Source organism: Ruminococcus hominis, from assembly GCF_014287355.1.
Lineage (GTDB): Bacteria > Bacillota > Clostridia > Lachnospirales > Lachnospiraceae > Schaedlerella > Schaedlerella hominis.
Window position 1 is genome coordinate 1,424,737 of sequence record NZ_JACOPE010000001.1, and the last position, 20,547, is coordinate 1,445,283.

Here is a 20,547-nt window from a genome sequence, read left to right on the forward strand (position 1 = left end):
GCATATTTGTCGTATAAAAATGAAAAATTATTAAGATAATAGGAAACGAGGAAACATAACATATGTGGAAAATGTGGTTTTGTATAGTTATTCTGTTATTAATAGCGGGCGTGTTTGCTGAGGTTAAAAGAGAATTACACACATTTTGTATTACGAGATACAAAGTACTGTCACCAAAATGGAATGGTGAAAAAAGCGGTAAAATCATATTTTTGAGTGACCTCCACAATCATGAGTACGGCTTACATAATAAGAAACTGATCGATAAGATAAGGATGGAAAATCCAGAGCTGATTTTAATTGGAGGAGATATTCTGGTCGGAAAAGAAGATATCTCATATGAATCAGCAGCAAAATTCGTGGAAGCAATCTGTAAGATTGCACCGGTGTATTATGCAAATGGAAATCATGAACAACGTATGAAAGAAAAGCCGGAAAAATATGGAGATGCATTTGTTAAATATAAAAAACGATTGCTCGATGCAGGAGTTTGTTTTTTGGAAAATGAAAGTGCAGAAGTAGAGTTGGATGGAAATAAATTGTCTTTGACAGGCTTGGAATTACGGATAGAAGTATATGAAAAGATGAAAACTCATAAGGTGACTAAAGGTGATATAGCACAGAAGGTTGGTTCGGCAAAGCAGGAAGAGATTCAGATATTGCTGGCGCATAATCCAGAATATATGGAGGCGTACCAGGCATGGGGGGCAGATATTACTTTGTCCGGGCATTTGCATGGAGGTTTGATTTGTCTTCCGAATGGCAAAAGTGTAATAACACCGCAATTTCATCTTTTTCCAAAGCATGCAGGAGAGATGAAAGTCAAAGGAAATCAGACAGCAATCGTAAGTCGTGGTCTGGGAACACATACAGTCAATATTCGGTTGTTTAATCCGGCAGAATTGATCGTATTTCAAATAAGTAAACAGTAAAGAGAGAATACATATGGGGATTCCTATAAAATTAGAGGTGTTTGAGGGACCATTAGATTTGCTTTTGCACCTGATTGATAAAAACAAAGTAGATATTTACGATATTCCAATTGTTGAAATTACAAATCAGTATATGGAATATATACATCAGATGCAAAGAGAAGATCTTAATATTATGAGTGAATTTTTGCTGATGGCTGCTACATTATTAGATATAAAATGCAAAATGTTGCTTCCGAAGGAAGTAAACGAAGAAGGCGAGGAAGAAGATCCGCGTCAAGAGCTTGTGGAACAATTACTACAATATAAAATGTATAAATATATGGCTTATGAGCTAAAAGATAGGGAAATGGATTCGGAGTATATTATGTATAAGAATCCGTCAGTTCCTGATGAAATTTTAAAATATGAAGAGCCGGTTGATTTAGATTTGCTATTGGGAGATTTGAATCTGCAGAGATTACATAAAATTTTCGAAGAAGTCATGAAGCGGCAGGAGCGAAAAATTGATCCTATTCGAAGTAAATTTGGAAAAATAGAAAAAGAAGAGGTTCCCCTTCCGGATAAGATGGCTTATGTAGAATCTTATGCAAGAACACATGGCAGGTTTAGTTTCCGACAATTATTGATGGAACAAAAAAGCAAGATGCATGTGGTAGTAACCTTTCTTGCGATTTTAGAAATGATGAAGAGCGGAATGATCAAGGTAGAGCAGGAAGAGACTTGTGGTGAGATTATCATAGAGTCTCAGATACAGGAGTGTTAATAAAATGAAAAAAGAAAAGGAACTTCAGGGGGCGATAGAAGCAATTCTTTTTACAATGGGAGAATCTGTTGAGCTAAATAAGATTGCACGTGCAATTGAACAGGATGAAGAGACAACGTTAGAATTGATACATAAATTGATGAAACGATATGAAGCAAAGGATCGAGGGATTCGGATTATCGAGTTAGATCATGCGTTTCAGATGTGTACCAAAAAAGAAGCTTATGAATATTTAATTCGTGTTGCAAGACAACCGAAGAAACATGTTTTAACGGATGTATTATTGGAAACTATGTCTATTATAGCGTATAAACAGCCGGTTACAAAAATTGAGATTGAAAAAATCAGAGGTGTGAAATCAGATCATGCAGTTAATAAGCTGGTTGAATATGGTTTAGCAGAAGAGGTTGGAAGGTTAGATGCTCCGGGACGCCCTATTTTATTTGGAACAACAGAAGAGTTTTTGCGGAGATTTTGTGTACAGTCTTTAGATGAACTTCCGATGCTTAATACGGATCAAATTGAGCAGTTTAAAGAAGAGGCGGAAGATGAAGCGGAACTGAAATTGAATTTGTAAAGTAGATTCGTTTGTAAAGTTGTAATTTGCAAGACATATAGCAAATAGATTAGCATATAATAGTTAATAAATAATGTCGGGTGAATTTATGATGCTGAAGAAAAACAGAATATTAAACAAAAAGAGAGCCATGGAGGTGTTGATGCTTGCATCGATATTTATCATTGGCTTTTATTTTTTGTGGGATTTTATCTGCTCGAATAAAGAAATTTATTCTGTTCCGATAAGTATGGTGAATGAGACGAGGGTGTATACTACTAGAAAATCAGAAAATACAAAAGAAACAGAAGCATCTGAAAAAGATAAGATTCAGGAACCGCATGGTTTATATGCTCAATCTGCGGTGCTCATGGATGCAAAAAGCGGGAGAATATTGTTTGAAAAAAATGGGGGACAAAAACGTGCGATGGCAAGCACAACAAAGATTATGACCTGCATTCTTGCATTAGAATATGGTGATTTGGATGATGTTGTTACAGCAAGTACAAATGCAGTAAATCAGCCTAAAGTACGATTGGGAGTTGTCGAAGGAGAAAAAATTTTGTTGAGGGATTTGTTATATTCATTGATGTTGGAATCCCATAATGATGCGGCGGTCATGATTGCAGAACATATTGGAGGCAGTGTGGAGGGTTTTGCAGATATGATGAATCAAAAAGCACAAAGCTTAGGATGTAAAAATACTTATTTTATTACACCAAATGGATTAGATGCTTCAGACAAAAACGGAGGTCATCAGACAACAGCAGAAGAACTTGCACAAATCATGAAATATTGTATACAGGATTCAGAACAGGCAAAACAGTTTTTGGCAATATCACAGACGGAAATATATCATTTTGAAGATTGCTCACATGTATACAAGTATACATGCAACAACCATAACGCATTTTTGAAAATGATGGAGGGTGCAATAGCAGGGAAAACAGGATTTACGGGTGAGGCAGGATATTGTTATGTAGGAGCTTTGGAACAAAATAATAAAAAATTAATTGTTGCACTTTTAGGTTGTGGCTGGCCAAATAACAAGGGCTATAAATGGCAGGATACACGTAAATTGATACAATATGGATTGGACTCATTTGAATATGTTATGATAGGAAAGGAAAACATTTCAAAAGAATTGGCAGATATTAAAATTCCAGTTGTAAATGGAGTTCCGGATAATGGGAAAATAAGTGGAAAATCGTATACAAAAGTGTGGATGAAATATATGGAAGATGGAGAAAATACAGATTCAGCAGAGTTGGAACAGCTTTTGGTTCGGAAAGATCAAAAAGTACATTTGCAAATTGTACTGAAAAAACAGTTATATGCACCGGTTGAAGCAAAAACAGAAGTGGGAGAAATACAGTACTTATTAGATGGAAATGTCGTAAAAAGACAAACGCTGATAGTAAAAAATGCCATTGAAAGGAGAAATTATAAATGGTGTGCAAGAAAAACAGTGGAAAACTTCCTATTATAATAGTAATGTGAATTGAAATTGCAATAACGTGAAAATTAAGAAACGTGTGAAAAAAATGACAAAATATGTATTTTGTTGATTGAAATTTAGATAAGAGTGGTTTATACTAGAATAGGCAAAAATTTTGGTTTATTTTAAAAATATTTACAATATGGAGGGCTAGAATATGAGCTACAATGCAACTGGAAACCCAGCAAGCAGAAGAATTGCCGCAATGCTTGATCAGGGAAGCTTTGTTGAAATCGGTGGTGCTGTAACAGCAAGAAATACAGATTTTAACTTACAGACAAAAGAAACTCCGTCTGACGGCGTTATTACCGGTTATGGAGTGATTGATGGCAATCTTGTGTATGTATACAGTCAGGATGCTACAGTGTTAAAGGGTGCTATCGGAGAGATGCATGCAAAAAAAATCGCAAATATTTATGATATGGCAATGAAGATGGGAGCACCTGTGATCGGTCTTGTAGATTGTGCAGGACTTAGACTTCAGGAAGCAACAGACGCACTAGAGGCATTTGGAAGCCTGTATCATAAACAGGCAATGGCTTCAGGTGTTGTACCACAGATCACAGCAATCTTTGGAATGTGTGGTGGCGGATTGGCAGTTGTTCCAGGACTTACAGATTTTACATTTATGGAAAGCAAAGAAGGAAAGCTTTTTGTAAATTCACCAAATGCTTTGGAAGGAAACGAAGTTTCTAAATGTGATACAGCAAGTGCTGCATATCAGAGTGAGACAGCAGGTCTTGTTGATGGAATTGGAACAGAGGCAGAAATCCTTGGACAGATCCGTACATTGATTAGCATGATCCCAGCAAATAATGAAGATGATGCTTCATATGAAGAGTGTACAGATGATCTGAACCGTGTTTGTTCTGATCTTGCAAACGCAGCAGAAGACACAGGTATTGCACTTGCAACAATCGCTGACAACAATGTATTCTTTGAGACAAAAAAAGATTATGCGAAAGAGATGGTAACAGGATTTATCCGTCTGAATGGTATGACAGTCGGAGCTGTTGCAAATCGTTCTAAAGTATATGACGCTGAAGGAAATGCAGAAAGCTTTGATGCAGTTCTTACAGTTGACGGATGCAAGAAAGCAACAGACTTCATCAACTTCTGTGATGCATTCTCTATCCCGGTACTTACATTGACAAGTGTGACAGGATTTGAGGCGACAAAAGAAGCTGAGAAAGATATGGCAAGAAGTGTTGCAAAACTCACATATGCATTTGCAAATGCAACAGTTCCAAAAGTAAACGTAATCGTAGGTAAAGCATTCGGAAGTGCTTATGTTGCAATGAATAGTAAATCAATCGGAGCAGATATGGTATTTGCATGGCCAACAGCAGAAGTTGGAATGATGGATGCAACTATGGCTGCTAAGATCATGTATGAAGGTGCTGACGCAGATACATTGAAAGAGAAAGCAGCAGAGTATAAAGAACTTCAGTCAAGTCCAATGTCTGCAGCAAGAAGAGGATATGTTGATGCAATCATCGAAGCAGCAGATACAAGAAAATATGTAATCGGAGCATTCGAGATGTTGTTCACAAAGAGAGAGGATCGTCCGGACAAAAAACACGGTACGGTTTAGTGAGGTGAGGCAAAGTGAAGAAAAAATTCAGTTTATTAGGACTTGTCCTCATTTTAGTCTTGAGTCTTGTAGGATGTGGAAGCAAGGCTAGTGAAGAGGCAGAATATGATCAGGCTACGATGGAACAGTATGCTGACACAATCGTTACAAGTTTCAGTAATATGTCCGAGGAGAATCTGGATCAGTTTGCTGACATGTCAGACCTCGAATTGAATCTGACATTGATGCAGTCAGGTCTTCCAATCGAAGCAGATGATTTTAAATCTATGATTGATGCTTGGAAAGCAGGTTTGGATGAGTGCGGTACAATCTCAGATCTTGGGGATTATGAGCTGACAGTAAAGAGCAGCAGCGCTACATTGACTGTACCATTCAAAGGCGAAACAAGAGATGGTGACCTGGAATTCACATTTGACGAGAAGATGAACATGGACAGCATCACAGTCAATGGCCACTATGGCATGGCTGAGATTTTGAAAAAAGCAGGACTTAACACAGTGTTAGGTATGGGAACTGTATTTGTTGTATTGATCTTTATCTCATTTATCATTTCCCTGTTTAAATTTATTCCTGCAATTCAGAATAAGTTTAGTAAAAAACCACAGGCTGAAACAAAGAAGGAAGCTTCTGCAGCAGCACCGGCACCAGTTGAAGTGGTACCGGCAACAGATGATAGTGAGCTTATTGCTGTAATTTCAGCAGCAATCGCAGCATCAGAGGGAACTTCAACAGACGGTTTTGTTGTTCGTTCTATTAAGAGAAGAAAATCCAATAAGTGGAGTTAATCAGGAGGATACAAGAATGAAAAACTATACAATTACAGTAAATGGCAATGTATATGACGTAACAGTAGAAGAAAAAGGTGCAGGAGCAGCACCAGTTGCAGCAGCACCTGTAGCAGCAACACCAGTTGCAGCACCTGCAGCAGCACCAGCTAAAGCGGCAGGAGCAGGAAGCATCCAGGTTAAAGCAGGAGCAGCAGGTAAAGTATTTAAAGTAGAAGCAAGCGTTGGACAGAAAGTAGAAGCTGGTGATGCAGTAGTTATCATTGAAGCTATGAAGATGGAAATCCCAGTAGTTGCCCCAGAGGCTGGTACAGTTGCTAGTATTGATGTAGCAGTAGGAGACGCCGTAGAATCAGGAGCAGTTTTAGCTACATTAAACTAGTTAGACCAGGAGGTTTGAAAAATGGAATATATTTCAAATACGCTATCGAACCTCGTGCAGCAGACGGCATTTATGAATCTTACATTTGGTAACCTGATCATGATTGCAGTTGCATGTGTGTTCTTATATTTAGCAATCAGACATGGCTTTGAGCCGTTGCTGCTTGTTCCAATCGCATTTGGTATGTTGCTTGTTAATATCTATCCAGATATTATGCTTCATGCAGAAGATGCGGCAAATGGAACAGGTGGACTTCTTTATTACTTTTATGTATTAGATGAGTGGTCAATTCTTCCATCATTGATTTTCCTTGGTGTTGGAGCAATGACAGATTTCGGACCATTGATCGCTAACCCAAAGAGTTTCCTTCTTGGAGCAGCAGCACAGTTTGGTATTTTTGCAGCTTATCTTGGAGCTATGGCTATGGGATTCTCTGATAAAGCGGCAGCAGCAATTTCTATCATCGGTGGAGCTGATGGACCAACATCCATCTTCCTTGCAGGTAAATTGTCACAGACTGCAATTATGGGACCAATCGCAGTAGCAGCATATTCATATATGTCATTGGTACCAATTATCCAGCCACCAATTATGAAGCTCCTCACAACAGAGAAAGAGCGTAAAATTAAGATGGAACAGCTCCGTCCGGTATCAAAATTGGAGAGAATTTTGTTCCCAATTATTGTTACGATCGTAGTATGTACAATTCTTCCAACAACAGCTCCATTGGTTGGTATGCTGATGCTTGGTAACTTGTTCAAAGAATCAGGTGTTGTTAGACAGCTTTCTGATACAGCTTCTAACGCATTGATGTACATCGTTGTTATCTTGCTTGGTACATCAGTAGGTGCTACAACAAGTGCGGAAGCATTTTTGAACTGGGATACAATCAAAATTGTAATTCTTGGTTTGATCGCATTTGCATTTGGTACCGCAGCAGGTGTTGTCTTTGGTAAGATTATGTGTAAGGCTACAGGTGGAAAAGTAAATCCGCTGATCGGTTCAGCAGGTGTATCTGCCGTTCCTATGGCAGCACGTGTTTCTCAGAAAGTTGGTGCAGAAGCAGATCCTACAAACTTCTTGCTGATGCATGCAATGGGACCAAACGTTGCCGGAGTTATCGGTACAGCAGTTGCGGCCGGAACATTTATGGCCATCTTCGGTGTGAAGTAGAATATTAGTGGAGGACAAATACAATGGCAGAAGTTGTAAAAAAACCAGTTAAAATTACAGAAACAATTCTGCGTGATGCTCATCAGTCTCTGATTGCTACAAGAATGACAACAGAGCAGATGCTGCCAATCGTAGAGAAAATGGATAAAGTCGGATACCATGCAGTAGAGTGTTGGGGAGGAGCTACATTTGATGCTTCCCTTCGTTTCTTAAAAGAAGATCCATGGGAGAGACTTCGTAAATTCAGAGATGGATTTAAAAATACAAAATTACAGATGTTATTCCGTGGACAGAATATCCTTGGATATCGTCCATATGCAGATGATGTTGTAGAATATTTCGTTCAGAAATCTGTTGCAAACGGAATTGATATCATTCGTATTTTCGATTGTATGAATGATATCCGTAACTTACAGACAGCAGTTACAGCAGCAAACAAAGAAAAAGCACATGCTCAGGTAGCAATGTCTTATACATTGGGTGATGCTTATACACTGGAATACTGGAAAGATCTTGCGAAGAGAATCGAGGATATGGGTGCAAACTCTATCTGTGTTAAAGATATGGCAGGTCTTCTTGTACCTTACAAAGCAACAGAACTTGTACAGGCATTAAAAGATACAGTAAATATTCCGATCGAGATGCATACACATTACACATCTGGTGTTGCATCAATGACATATTTGAAATCTGTAGAGGCAGGTGCTGACATTATTGATACAGCAATTTCTCCATTTGCAATGGGAACATCACAGCCGGCTACAGAGGTTATGGTAGAGACATTCAAGGGAACAGAATATGACACAGGCTTAGATCAGACATTACTTTCTGAGATTGCTGATTACTTCAGACCTATTCGTGATGAAGCGTTAGACAGTGGTCTGCTCAATCCAAAGAACCTTGGTGTAAATATCAAGACTCTTCTTTACCAGGTACCAGGCGGTATGCTTTCAAACCTGACATCACAGCTTGCTGAGCAGGGAGCAGAGGACAAGTTCTATGATGTATTGGAAGAAGTACCACGCGTACGTAAAGATCTTGGTGAGCCACCACTTGTAACACCTTCTTCACAGATTGTTGGTACACAGGCTGTATTCAATGTATTGATGGGTGAACGTTATAAAATGGCTACAAAAGAAACAAAAGATGTTCTTGCTGGAAAATATGGAAAGACTGCAAAACCAGTTAATCCAGAAGTACAGAAGAAAGTTATCGGAGAGGATGCGGAAATCATTACATGTCGTCCGGCAGATTTGATTCCAGATGAGCTTGATACACTTCGTAAAGAGTGTGCACAGTACATTCAGCAGGATGAAGATGTATTGACATATGCATTATTCCCACAGGTAGCTATTGATTTCTTTAAATACAGAGAAGCACAGCAGACAAAAGTAGATGCAACGGTTGCAGATACAGAAAATGGAGCATATCCAGTATAAGAATAAGTAAAATATCAGGGTCGCTTTCGGTTTGAAAGGGACCCTTTTTCTTTGGAGAGAAATATAGGAAATACAGACAAATATTTTAATTGGTAAAAAAGCAAAGAAATATGTTATAATAAAAATAGTGTGGTTCAGGCTTGATAAAACATTATATCAGCTGGGAGATGACTCCCACCTCTATAGGTGGTGAGAAACAAGCTGGTATCAGTGGGGGAGTCAATCCCCCATCTGATATAGCCTCCGGCAGGATTGCAGAGGTGCGCAGTAGAAGTATGTCATGCAATTGCATGACGCGCACCTCGCAGCAAGAATGCCGAGGCATTCTTGAATAGAATAGATTTGCCTGAAACGGGAATGAAAGAGAGGTAATTGAAATGAATCAGATTGCAGACAGAATTGCAAATTTCCAAGAGCTTATGAAGAAGCATAAAATAGACGCATATATTGTTCCGACAGCAGATTATCATCAGAGCGAATATGTGGGGGATTATTTTAAAGAACGCGAATTTTTAACTGGCTTTACCGGATCAGCAGGAACTGCAGTTGTAACAAAAAATAGTGCATACTTGTGGACTGATGGACGTTATTTCTTACAGGCAGCTACACAGTTAAAAGGGACAGGAGTCCAACTGATGAAGATGGGAGAACCGGAAGTTCCTACAATTGAGGAGTTTTTAAAAGCAGAATTAAAAGAAAATGAAGTTCTCGGATTTGACGGAAGAACCATTGGGGAACAAGAAGGTGAACAGTTTGCTGAAATCGTAGAAGAAAAGAATGGAAATATTGTATATGAATATGATTTGTTAGGAGAACTTTGGAGTAATCGACCAGAGATGTCAAAGAAACCAGCATTTTTACTTCCGTTGAATTACGCAGGCGAAAGTGTAGAATCAAAACTTACAAGAGTACGTAAGGTGATGAAAGAACACAAGGCAACAATGCAGATTCTGGCAAGCCTGGATGATATTGATTGGATGCTTAATATACGTGGTGATGATGTAGAATATTCTCCATTGTTGTTAAGTTATGCAATTGTTAAAATGGACGAAGTGGAATTGTATGTAGATGCGGAAAAAATAGATGAGCAACTAAAAAAGCATTTACAAGATAACCATGTAAAAGTATATGCATATGATTCTATTTATCAGAGAGTGAAAGAAATATCTGAAAACGAGACTGTAATGGTAGATCCAAGACAGGTGAATTATGCTTTGTTTAATAACATTCCAAAGGAAGTTAAAGTTGTAAAAGAAGAAAATCCAATTATTCTAATGAAGGCGGTTAAGAACGATATAGAAGTTGAGAATATTCGAAATGCACATATAAAAGATGGAGTGGCTCATACAAAATACATGTATTGGCTGAAAAAACATGTCGGAAAAGAAAAGATTACAGAAATTAGTGCTTCAGATAAACTGGCAGCCTTTCGTGCAGAGCAGGAAGGATATTTGTGGCCAAGTTTTGGACCAATCAGTGCATATAAAGAGCATGGTGCAATCGTTCATTATTCTGCAACAGAGGAAACTGATGTGGAATTAAGACCAGAAGGATTGCTGCTTAGTGATACAGGCGGAAACTATTGGGAAGGATCGACAGATATTACGAGAACAATAGCTCTTGGAGAGGTGTCGGCTGAGGAAAAACGTCATTTCACAACAGTGGCAATTAGTATGCTGAAATTGGCTGAAACTACATTTTTGTATGGTTGTACAGGAATGAATCTTGATTGTATTGCACGTGAACCATTCTGGCGTCAACATTTAAACTATAATCATGGAACAGGACATGGAGTTGGATATTTAGCAAACATTCATGAGGAACCACAGCGCTTCCAATGGAAGTTCAATCAAGACAACAATCATCCGTTAGAAGAGCACATGGTGATTACAGATGAGCCGGGATTGTATATTGAAGGCTCTCATGGTGTGCGAATTGAAAATGAATTGCTGGTAAAGAAAGATGTGTCAAATGAATATGGTCAGTTTATGAAATTTGAGATCTTGACTTTTGTTCCAATCGATCTGGATGCGATTGATGCAACAATTATGACAACAGAAGAAAAAGAACTGTTAAATTCATATCATAAAGATGTTTATAGTATAGTTTCTCCGTATTTAAACGATGAAGAAAAAGAATGGCTTAAGCTTTATACAAGAGAAGTTTAAATAATTAACATGAAAGAAAAAGAGGATTTCAAAGTGGTCGAAAACAGTACAAATGAATTGCAGATGAGAATAGAGGAAAAATATCGAGATCTCAGTAAAGGACAGAAACGTGTGGCGGAATATGTGCTGGATAATTATGATAAAGCAGTATTTTTGACTGCTGCGAGATTAGGAGAAGTAGTAGGTGTCAGCGAATCTACAGTGGTGCGTTTTGCAACACAGCTTGGATATAAAGGGTATCCGGAATTTCAAAAAGCATTAGAAGAACTGGTGAGGAACAGATTGAATTCTATTCAACGAATGAAAGTGACATATGGAAGAATTAGTCAGTCTCAAATCTTAGAAACGGTGCTTCAATCAGATATTGAAAAAATAAAACAGACATTGAATGGAATTGATCATTCAGCCTTCAATCAAGCGATTGATACTATTTTAAATGCAAGAAAAATATATGTGCTTGGGATTCGAAGTTGTGCACCATTGGCAGCTTTTATGAGTTTCTATTTGAATTTACTTTGTGATAATGTAATTGCGGTAAATACAAACAGTTCAAGTGAGATTTTTGAACAGCTGATTCGAATTGGAGAAGAAGATGTGATCATAGGGATTAGTTTTCCTAGATATTCTCAAAGAACATTGAAAGCATTGGAATTTGCCAGTAAACGCAAAGCAAAAATTATTACATTGACGGACAGTGTCCATTCACCGATAAATATATATTCTTCATGTAATCTGATCGCACGAAGTGATATGGCATCAATTGTAGATTCCCTGGTAGCACCATTGAGTGTAGTGAATGCATTGATAGTTGCATTATGTATGAAAAAACAGGAAGAAGTAATAGGGACACTTGAGACATTAGAACAAATTTGGGGTGAATACCAAGTTTACAGTGGAGATGAACTGAATCGTATCGAGGATAATTCTGAAGTGTAAGAGTACCTGTTAAATGTGGTATTCAAAGAAATATAGAAGATAGGATAATGGAAGTATATGAGTAAAGTAATAGTTATAGGAGGAGGAGCAGCCGGAGCTGTTGCGGCAATTTTTGCGGCAAGAAACGGACATCGGGTAGAACTCTTTGAGAAAAATGAAAAAATTGGAAAAAAGTTATTCATAACTGGAAAAGGCCGCTGTAATGTAACAAATGCAGGAGATATGGATGCGCTATTTGATGCAGTAAAGAGTAATCCAAAATTTTTATACAGTGCTTTTTATAGCTTTACCAATGAACAGGCAATGGATTTTTTTGAAGAATTGGGTGTTCGTTTAAAAGTGGAAAGAGGAAACAGAGTCTTTCCGGAGTCAGACCATTCGTCTGATATTATTCATGCATTGAAGCATGAATTAGAGCGATTAGGTGTAGAAATACATTTTTGTACGGAAGTAAAAGATGTGCTGGTGGAACATGAAAAGTTTACAGGCGTTGTTTTGAAAAATGGGAAGAAAGTTTCTGGAGATGCCTGTGTTGTTGCAACAGGAGGAATTTCTTATGCATCTACAGGGTCTACGGGGGATGGATATCGTTTCGCAGAAAAAACAGGGCATAAGGTAACGGAATTATATCCATCACTTGTGCCTATGGAAGTAAAAGAATGGTATGCAAAGGAATTGCAAGGATTATCCCTTCGAAATGTCCGGGGAACCATTTTGGATGGCAAGAAGAAATTATATGATGAATTTGGCGAGATGCTATTTACACATTATGGCGTCAGCGGTCCAATCATCATCAGTGCAAGCAGTGTTGTTGGGAAAAAATTGCAAGATAAAGAACTTACACTGCAGATTGATTTGAAACCGGCACTAAGCAGAGAACAACTAGACCAGAGAGTTTTAAGGGATTTTGAAGAAAATAAAAACAAACAATTTAAAAACGCAGTAGATAAGTTGTTTCCGGCAAAACTTAAACCTATTATGATAGAGCTAAGTGGAATTTCGCCAGAGAAGAAAGTAAATGAAATTTCAAAGGAAGAGAGACTTTGCTTTGTTGATCTGATAAAGAATTTTAAAATGACATTAACAGGATTGCGTAGCTATAATGAAGCAATTATCACAAAAGGTGGAGTAAGCGTGAAGGATATTGATCCTGGAACGATGGAATCGAAGAAAGTTTCGGGATTGTATTTTGCCGGAGAGGTATTAGATCTTGATGCATTGACAGGTGGATTTAATTTGCAGATTGCCTGGTCTACAGGATATTTGGCAGGAATTTCGATACAATAAATATTAAGAAAGAGGAAGCAAAAATGGGATATAATGTAGCAATTGACGGCCCGGCAGGAGCAGGAAAAAGTACGATTGCAAAGCTGGTTGCAAAAGAAAAAGGATATATTTATGTAGATACTGGTGCAATGTACAGAGGGCTTGCAATTCATTTTATAAAAAAAGGAATTAAAGCAGAAGATATAAAAGGAATCGTGGAAGCCTGCAAAGATGCAGAAGTGAGTATCGTTTATGAAAACGATGTACAGCAGATATATTTGAATGGTGAAAATGTAACAGCTATGCTTCGAACGGAAGAAGTTGGTAATATGGCTTCTAAAACATCGGCAATTCCGGCAGTACGCGAGAAATTATTAGAACTTCAAAGAACACTGGCAAGAGAAAAAGATGTTATTATGGATGGCCGTGACATTGGCACAAATATTCTGCCGAATGCAGATGTGAAAATTTATCTGACAGCGAGCGTTGAAACAAGAGCAACACGCAGGTACAAAGAACTTCTGGAAAAAGGAGAAAACTGTGTGTATGAAGAAATCGCGCAAGACATCAAGGAACGAGATGAACGCGATATGAATCGAGAGATTGCTCCGTTAAAACAGGCAGAAGATGCTATTTTAGTAGATAGTTCAGAAATGACAATAGATGAAGTTGTAAAAACAATCTGCAACTATTGTAAATAGGAGGAGCTTATGGAAGTGATTCGTGCAAAAACCGCAGGATTTTGCTTTGGTGTAAAACGCGCAGTAGATACCGTATATGAACAATTAGAAAAGGCTTCGGAAAGTACAACGATATACACATATGGTCCGATCATTCATAATGAAGAAGTTGTAAAAGATATGAAACAAAAAGGAGTTATCGTACTTCAAAGTGAAGCAGAACTGGATGCGTTGACAGAAGGAACGGTGATTATTCGTTCACACGGAGTGGAGAAAGCGATTTATGACAAGTTAAATGCGAAAGGAATTAAGATTGTAGATGCAACCTGCCCTTTTGTGAAAAAGATCCATAATATTGTACAAAAAGAAAGCACAAACGGAAATTATATTATTATAGTAGGAAACCCACAGCATCCGGAAGTAGAGGGGATTCGTGGCTGGGCTGGTATAAAAGCTGTGGTGGTACAAACGAAAGAAGATATAGACAAGTTGACAATTCCGGAAAATGAAAAGGTCTGTGTTGTTTCTCAAACGACATTTAATTACAATAAATTTAAAGAATTAGTTGAAATTATTTTAAAAAAGAGTTATGATGTAAGTGTTTTAAATACAATCTGTAATGCTACAAAGGAGCGCCAGACAGAGGCACAACGCATTGCAGAAGAGGTGGATGCTATGATCGTGATTGGTGATAAACATAGTTCCAATACCCAGAAGTTATTTGAAATATGCAAAAACGCATGTAAAGATACGTACTACATACAGACACTTGACGATTTGGATATGAATCAATTAGGGTCAGTGGAAACAGTAGGTATTACAGCAGGGGCATCCACGCCCAACAATATAATTGAGGAGGTTCAAAATAATGTCAGAATTATCTTTTGAACAAATGTTAGATGAGTCATTCAAAACAATTCATAATGGAGAGGTTGTAGAGGGTACAGTTATCGATGTGAAACCTGAAGAGATTATCCTTAATATCGGATACAAAGCCGATGGTATTATTACAAAGAGCGAGTACTCAAATGATCAGTCTGTAGACTTAACTGAAGCAGTAAAAGTTGGAGATGCTATGACTGTAAAAGTGTTAAAAGTAAATGATGGTGAAGGTCAGGTATTACTGACATATAAGAGACTTGCAGCTGAAAAAGGAAATGAGAGATTAAAAGAAGCTTTTGAGAACAAAGAAGTATTAAAAGCAACTGTAACACAGATTCTTGGCGGTGGACTTTGCGCAGAGGTTGAAGGTGCAAGAGTATTTATCCCGGCAAGTCTGGTATCTGATTCTTATGAAAAAGATTTGAGCAAATACGATGGACAGGAAATCGAGTTCGTGATCAGTGAGTTCAATCCAAGAAGAAACCGTGTTATCGGTGATAGAAGACAGCTTCTTGTTGCAGAGAGAGCTGAAAAACAGAAAGAACTTTTTGCAAAACTGAATGTTGGTGATGTAGTAGAAGGAACAGTTAAAAATGTAACTGATTTCGGTGCATTTATCGATCTTGGTGGTGTTGATGGCTTACTCCATATTTCAGAGATGTCTTGGGGAAGAGTTGAGAACCCTAAGAAAGTATTCCATGTAGGAGATACAGTAAAAGTTCTTATTAAAGATATCAATGATACTAAGATTGCACTTAGCTTGAAATTCCCAGAGACAAATCCATGGGCTGATGCTTCAGAAAAATTTGCAGTAGGTTCAGTAGTAACAGGTAAAGTTGCTCGTATGACAGACTTCGGAGCATTTGTTGAGTTGACACCAGGTGTTGATGCATTACTTCATGTATCACAGATTTCAAGAGCACATGTAGAAAAACCTTCAGATGTTCTTGCAGTTGGACAGGAGATAACAGCTAAAGTCGTTGATTTGAACGAAGCAGATAAGAAAATCAGCCTGAGCATGAAAGCACTTGAGAGCACTGATGATTCTCAGGAAGCGACAGAAGAATAATTTTAGTTGTAAAAAGATATATACAATAGAAGAGGTCTGCTAGATCTTTTCGAATTCTTTGAAGAACGTAAAGGACCAGCATCCGTTAGGAGCTGGTCTTTTTTAATGCAAAAATGATGAAAAATTCACAATCTAAAAATGAACGAAATTAGCTTTATGTACATCAAAAGATACAAAGACTTATCAAAATATACTGGATTTTGTATACATAATTTAGTAAAATTGTGATTAATGTAAGGGAAAGGAGAAAAAAGAATGGGATTGTTAACATTTAAAGGTGGGATTCATCCAAATGATGGTAAAAGTCTTGCAAAAGATCAGCCAATTAAAGAAGTAATTCCAACAGGAAAGATGATTTATCCATTGTCTCAGCATATAGGCGCTCCGGCAACTGCAATTGTCGCAAAGGGAGATGCTGTGTTAAAGGGGCAGAAGATTGCGGAAGCAGGTGGATTTGTCTCAGCGCCAATCTATTCATCTGTATCAGGTAAAGTGCTTGCATTGGAAAAACATTTGAACCCGACAGGAAACAGTGTGGATTGTATTGTGATTGAAAATGATGGTGAATATAATGAAGTGGAATATTCTTGCTCAAAAGCATTAGGAGAACTGTCAAAAGAAGAAATTCTTAACAAAATTGGCGAAGCGGGAATTGTAGGTATGGGAGGTGCAGGTTTCCCAACACGTGTTAAGTTGTCACCGAAGGAACCAGATAAAATTGAATATATTATAGCAAACTGTGCAGAATGTGAGCCATATATTACAGCAGATTACAGAAGAATGCTTGAAAATACAGAAGAACTGGTAAGTGGTATGCGTGTTGTATTGTCATTGTTTGAGAATGCAAAAGGAATTTTTGGTGTAGAAGATAATAAAAAAGACTGTATTGAAAAATTACAGGAAGCAGTTAAAGATGAACCTCGTATGGAAGTGCGCATTTTGCAGACAAAATATCCACAAGGAGCAGAGCGTCAGCTTATTTATGCTCTGACAAAGCGGGCAATTAATTCATCAATGCTGCCAGCCGACGCAGGATGTATTGTAGATAATGTGGAAACATTGGTGGGAATCCATAATGCGGTTATAAATGGAAAACCTTTAATGGAACGAATTGTGACTGTCAGTGGAGATGCTGTGGTACGTCCGGGAAACTTTAAAGTATTATTAGGAACAAATCATCAGGAAGTAATCGAGGCAGCAGGTGGCTTTAACTGTTCACCTGAGAAAGTAATTTCTGGTGGCCCGATGATGGGATTTGCAATGATTTCTCTGGATACTCCAATTACAAAGACATCGTCCTCTATTCTGGCATTTGAGAAAGATGTTGTTGCAGCAAGTTCTGAATCAGCCTGTATTAACTGTGGACGCTGTGTAGAAGTCTGTCCTAGTAGAATCATTCCGTCCAGATTGGCAGATTTTGCTCAGCGATTTAATGAAGAGGCATTTTTGAAATGGAATGGACTTGAATGTGTAGAATGTGGCTCTTGCAGTTATGTGTGTCCGGCAAAACGTCAATTGAAACAATCCATTGGTGCGATGAAAAAAATTGCACTTGCAAATAAGAGAAAAAAATAGAGAGGTGAAAGACAGTGAATGAACAGTTAAAAGTATCATCTTCTCCACACATTAGGGATAAGGTGACAACCAGCAACATTATGCTGATGGTAGTGATCGCACTGTTACCAGCAACTTTCTTCGGAATTTATAACTTCCGTCATGAACATGCATGGGTACTTGTGGTTGTTACAACTTTAACGGCGGTAGCTACAGAGTATATTTATGAGCGATTAATGCATAAAACTATTACAATCAAGGATTTTAGTGCAGTAGTAACCGGATTATTGCTTGCATTAAACCTTCCTCCTACACTTCCTGTATGGATGGGAGCTTTAGGCTCGATATTTGCAATTCTGGTTGTAAAGCAGCTTTTCGGTGGGCTTGGCCAGAACTTCATGAACCCGGCACTTGGAGCCAGATGTTTTCTTTTGATTTCTTTTACAGGAAAGATGACGTATTTTGTATATGATGGTGTAACAGGAGCGACTCCGTTAGCTGAATTAAAGGCGGGAGAAACTGTTAATACAATGAATATGCTTATTGGAAATATTCGTGGAACAATCGGAGAGACATCTGTACTTGCAATCATGATCGGTGCAATGTTTTTAATTCTTCTTGGGATTATTGATCTTAGAATTCCGGGTACTTATATTGTAACATTTGTGATTTTTATTTCTATTTTTGGTGGACATGGTTTTGATCCGCAGTTTATCACAGCACATCTTTGTGGTGGTGGTCTGATGCTTGGAGCCTGGTTTATGGCTACCGATTATGTTACATCACCGATTACAAAAAGCGGACAGATAGTATATGGTATCTGCCTAGGTGTGCTAACTGGATTATTCCGTTTGTTCGGAGGATCTGCAGAAGGAGTTTCTTATGCGATTATTATCAGTAACCTTTTAGTTCCATTGATTGAAAAGGTTACTCTTCCAAAACCATTCGGTAAAGGAGGAGAAAAATAATGAATAAGATTATAAAAAATACAGGGATTTTGATGGCAATCACATTGGTTGCGGGAGCACTTTTGGGTCTGGTATATGAAGTAACAAAAATACCAATCGCACAGGCTCAGGAAGATGCAAAACAAGAAGCCTATAGAACAGTTCTTGCAGATGCAGATACATTTGTAAATGAAGAAGGTTTTAAAGAAAGTAAGGCTCAGAAAATTTTGAATAAAGCAGGTTATGTAAGCGACGATATTTCAGAAGTTGTTGTCGGACAAGATACTTCAGGAGAAACTGTAGGATATGTTATTACTGTTACATCTCATGAAGGATATGGCGGAGATATTCAGATTTCAGTTGGTATTGAGACAGATGGAACAGTAAAAGGTATTGAAATGCTCTCTATCAGTGAAACAGCAGGTCTTGGTATGAAGGCGACAGAGGCTGATTTTAAAGATCAGTTTAAAGATAAAAAGGTTGAAAAATTCTCTTATACAAAATCAGGAGAAGAAGGCGATGATAAAATTGATGCATTGAGTGGTGCAACAATTACAACAAATGCAGTAACAAATGCAGTAGATTCTGCGTTGGCGTATTTTCAAGAAGAGTTAGGAGGTAGTGTAAATGAATAAATATACAGAACGTTTATATAACGGACTAATCAAAGAAAACCCTACCTTCGTGTTAATGCTTGGCATGTGTCCGACATTGGCGGTTACAACATCTGCTATTAACGGTGTTGGTATGGGACTTTCAACAACAGTTGTATTGGTGTTATCCAATATGTTGATCTCTATGCTTCGTAAAATCATTCCGGATTCGGTGAGAATGCCGGCGTTTATCGTGGTAGTTGCTTCTTTCGTAACAATTGTACAGTTTCTTCTCGAAGGATTTGTTCCAAGCCTTTATGACTCATTAGGGTTATATATTCCGCTGATCGTTGTAAACTGTATTATTCTTGGAAGAGCAGAAAGCTATGCTTCAAAGAATCCGGTTCTTCCATCCATTTTTGATGGACTTGGTATGGGACTTGGCTTTACAGTTGGTTTGACATCAATTGGTATTGTCAGAGAACTAATCGGTGCCGGAACACTTTTTAATTATCAGATACTTCCGGATTCTTATCAGCCGATTACAATTTTCATTCTTGCACCAGGAGCATTCTTTGTTCTTGCATGCCTGACTGCATTGCAAAATGTAATGAAGAAAAAAGCAATTGCAAAAGGTGATCCGAATGCAGCAAAAATCGGATGCGGAGCAGGTTGTGAATCATGTGGAAAGCGTTTGGAGTGTGGTGGCAGTACTACAATAGAGACAGATAAGAAAGAGGAGGAACAGAAATGAAAGAATTATTGTTAATTGCAGTAGGTTCTGCATTTGTAAACAATGTCGTATTGAGTCAGTTCCTTGGAATTTGTCCGTTCCTCGGTGTTTCAAAGAACACAAAGACTGCGGCAGGTATGGGAGGTGCCGTTATCTTTGTTATTACAATATCTTCCTTTGTTACTGGTTTGATCTACAAGTTTATTCTTATTCCGACAGGCTTTGAATATTTACAGACAATCGTATTTATTTTAGTTATTGCAGCTCTGGTTCAGTTTGTAGAAATGTTTTTGAAGAAGGTTATGCCTCCACTATATAACGCACTTGGAGTATTTCTTCCATTGATTACAACAAACTGTGCGGTTTTAGGTGTTGCGTTGACAAATGTGCAGAAATCTTATTCAATTTTAGAAGGTGTTGTAAATGGAATTGCAACAGCATTTGGATTCCTTGTCTCAATTGTGTTGATGGCAGGTGTTCGTGAAAAAATTGAATACAATGATATTCCGGAAGCATTTAAAGGAACACCAATCGTGCTTGTAACTGCAGGATTGATGGCGATAGCATTTTTTGGCTTCTCAGGATTGATTTAGG

General features: G+C 37.9%; 20 protein-coding genes. All 20 read left to right on the top strand.

Translation table 11 applies throughout. The features are described 5' to 3' along the window. Window positions 1–62: 62 nt before the first annotated feature. The gene (locus H8S40_RS06245) at window positions 63–932 is read left to right on the top strand and encodes a metallophosphoesterase (RefSeq protein WP_243238199.1); all 870 of its coding nucleotides are present in this window, start codon (window positions 63–65) and stop codon (window positions 930–932) included. A 13-nt stretch (window positions 933–945) separates the two neighbouring features. Continuing rightward, entirely contained in the window at window positions 946–1,698 is a 753-nt protein-coding gene (locus H8S40_RS06250) for a segregation and condensation protein A (RefSeq protein ID WP_117989891.1), read from the top strand. 4 nt (window positions 1,699–1,702) lie between these two features. Next, window positions 1,703–2,275, top strand: a complete 573-nt coding sequence (gene scpB, locus H8S40_RS06255; protein ID WP_022076475.1) for an SMC-Scp complex subunit ScpB — start codon at window positions 1,703–1,705, stop codon at window positions 2,273–2,275. An 88-nt stretch (window positions 2,276–2,363) separates the two neighbouring features. After that, entirely contained in the window at window positions 2,364–3,743 is a 1,380-nt protein-coding gene (locus H8S40_RS06260; RefSeq protein WP_243238201.1) for a D-alanyl-D-alanine carboxypeptidase family protein, read from the top strand. Window positions 3,744–3,909: 166 nt separating this feature from the next. Beyond that, the gene (locus H8S40_RS06265) at window positions 3,910–5,346 is read left to right on the top strand and encodes an acyl-CoA carboxylase subunit beta (protein ID WP_186864862.1); all 1,437 of its coding nucleotides are present in this window, start codon (window positions 3,910–3,912) and stop codon (window positions 5,344–5,346) included. A 14-nt stretch (window positions 5,347–5,360) separates the two neighbouring features. After that, window positions 5,361–6,131, top strand: coding sequence for an OadG family transporter subunit (locus H8S40_RS06270; protein WP_118723735.1), 771 nt, complete (start codon window positions 5,361–5,363; stop codon window positions 6,129–6,131). A 16-nt stretch (window positions 6,132–6,147) separates the two neighbouring features. Continuing rightward, window positions 6,148–6,513, top strand: a complete 366-nt coding sequence (locus H8S40_RS06275; RefSeq protein ID WP_022076471.1) for a biotin/lipoyl-containing protein — start codon at window positions 6,148–6,150, stop codon at window positions 6,511–6,513. A gap of 21 nt (window positions 6,514–6,534) precedes the next feature. Next, a complete protein-coding gene (locus H8S40_RS06280; protein ID WP_022076470.1) occupies window positions 6,535–7,686 on the top strand; it encodes a sodium ion-translocating decarboxylase subunit beta in 1,152 nt (383 codons plus the stop codon). A gap of 23 nt (window positions 7,687–7,709) precedes the next feature. Next, the gene (locus H8S40_RS06285; protein WP_022076469.1) at window positions 7,710–9,125 is read left to right on the top strand and encodes an oxaloacetate decarboxylase subunit alpha; all 1,416 of its coding nucleotides are present in this window, start codon (window positions 7,710–7,712) and stop codon (window positions 9,123–9,125) included. 377 nt (window positions 9,126–9,502) lie between these two features. After that, window positions 9,503–11,293 (top strand): aminopeptidase P family N-terminal domain-containing protein, encoded by a 1,791-nt coding sequence (locus H8S40_RS06290; protein ID WP_186864863.1) that lies wholly within the window; start codon window positions 9,503–9,505, stop codon window positions 11,291–11,293. A 63-nt stretch (window positions 11,294–11,356) separates the two neighbouring features. Next, window positions 11,357–12,229: a MurR/RpiR family transcriptional regulator gene (locus H8S40_RS06295; RefSeq protein ID WP_366482672.1), complete on the top strand. Its 873-nt coding sequence runs from the start codon at window positions 11,357–11,359 to the stop codon at window positions 12,227–12,229. Between the two features lie 57 nt (window positions 12,230–12,286). Beyond that, entirely contained in the window at window positions 12,287–13,516 is a 1,230-nt protein-coding gene (locus H8S40_RS06300; RefSeq protein ID WP_186864864.1) for a BaiN/RdsA family NAD(P)/FAD-dependent oxidoreductase, read from the top strand. A gap of 23 nt (window positions 13,517–13,539) precedes the next feature. Further along, a complete protein-coding gene (gene cmk, locus H8S40_RS06305; protein ID WP_186864865.1) occupies window positions 13,540–14,196 on the top strand; it encodes a (d)CMP kinase in 657 nt (218 codons plus the stop codon). Between the two features lie 9 nt (window positions 14,197–14,205). Continuing rightward, the gene (gene ispH, locus H8S40_RS06310) at window positions 14,206–15,063 is read left to right on the top strand and encodes a 4-hydroxy-3-methylbut-2-enyl diphosphate reductase (protein ID WP_186864866.1); all 858 of its coding nucleotides are present in this window, start codon (window positions 14,206–14,208) and stop codon (window positions 15,061–15,063) included. Beyond that, window positions 15,044–16,126 (top strand): 30S ribosomal protein S1, encoded by a 1,083-nt coding sequence (rpsA, locus tag H8S40_RS06315; protein ID WP_022076463.1) that lies wholly within the window; start codon window positions 15,044–15,046, stop codon window positions 16,124–16,126. The genes ispH and rpsA overlap by 20 nt, the downstream gene beginning before the upstream one ends. Window positions 16,127–16,381: 255 nt before the next feature. Next, window positions 16,382–17,701 carry an electron transport complex subunit RsxC gene (gene rsxC / locus H8S40_RS06320; protein ID WP_186864867.1) on the top strand — a complete coding sequence of 440 codons (1,320 nt, stop codon included), beginning with the start codon at window positions 16,382–16,384 and terminating at the stop codon, window positions 17,699–17,701. A 14-nt stretch (window positions 17,702–17,715) separates the two neighbouring features. Next, the gene (locus H8S40_RS06325) at window positions 17,716–18,648 is read left to right on the top strand and encodes an RnfABCDGE type electron transport complex subunit D (protein WP_022076461.1); all 933 of its coding nucleotides are present in this window, start codon (window positions 17,716–17,718) and stop codon (window positions 18,646–18,648) included. Further along, window positions 18,648–19,262 (top strand): RnfABCDGE type electron transport complex subunit G, encoded by a 615-nt coding sequence (locus tag H8S40_RS06330; RefSeq protein WP_022076460.1) that lies wholly within the window; start codon window positions 18,648–18,650, stop codon window positions 19,260–19,262. The genes H8S40_RS06325 and H8S40_RS06330 overlap by 1 nt, the downstream gene beginning before the upstream one ends. After that, window positions 19,255–19,974 carry an electron transport complex subunit RsxE gene (rsxE, locus tag H8S40_RS06335; protein WP_022076459.1) on the top strand — a complete coding sequence of 240 codons (720 nt, stop codon included), beginning with the start codon at window positions 19,255–19,257 and terminating at the stop codon, window positions 19,972–19,974. The genes H8S40_RS06330 and rsxE overlap by 8 nt, the downstream gene beginning before the upstream one ends. Further along, window positions 19,971–20,546 carry an electron transport complex protein RnfA gene (locus H8S40_RS06340; protein ID WP_186864868.1) on the top strand — a complete coding sequence of 192 codons (576 nt, stop codon included), beginning with the start codon at window positions 19,971–19,973 and terminating at the stop codon, window positions 20,544–20,546. The genes rsxE and H8S40_RS06340 overlap by 4 nt, the downstream gene beginning before the upstream one ends. Window position 20,547 lies beyond the last annotated feature (1 nt).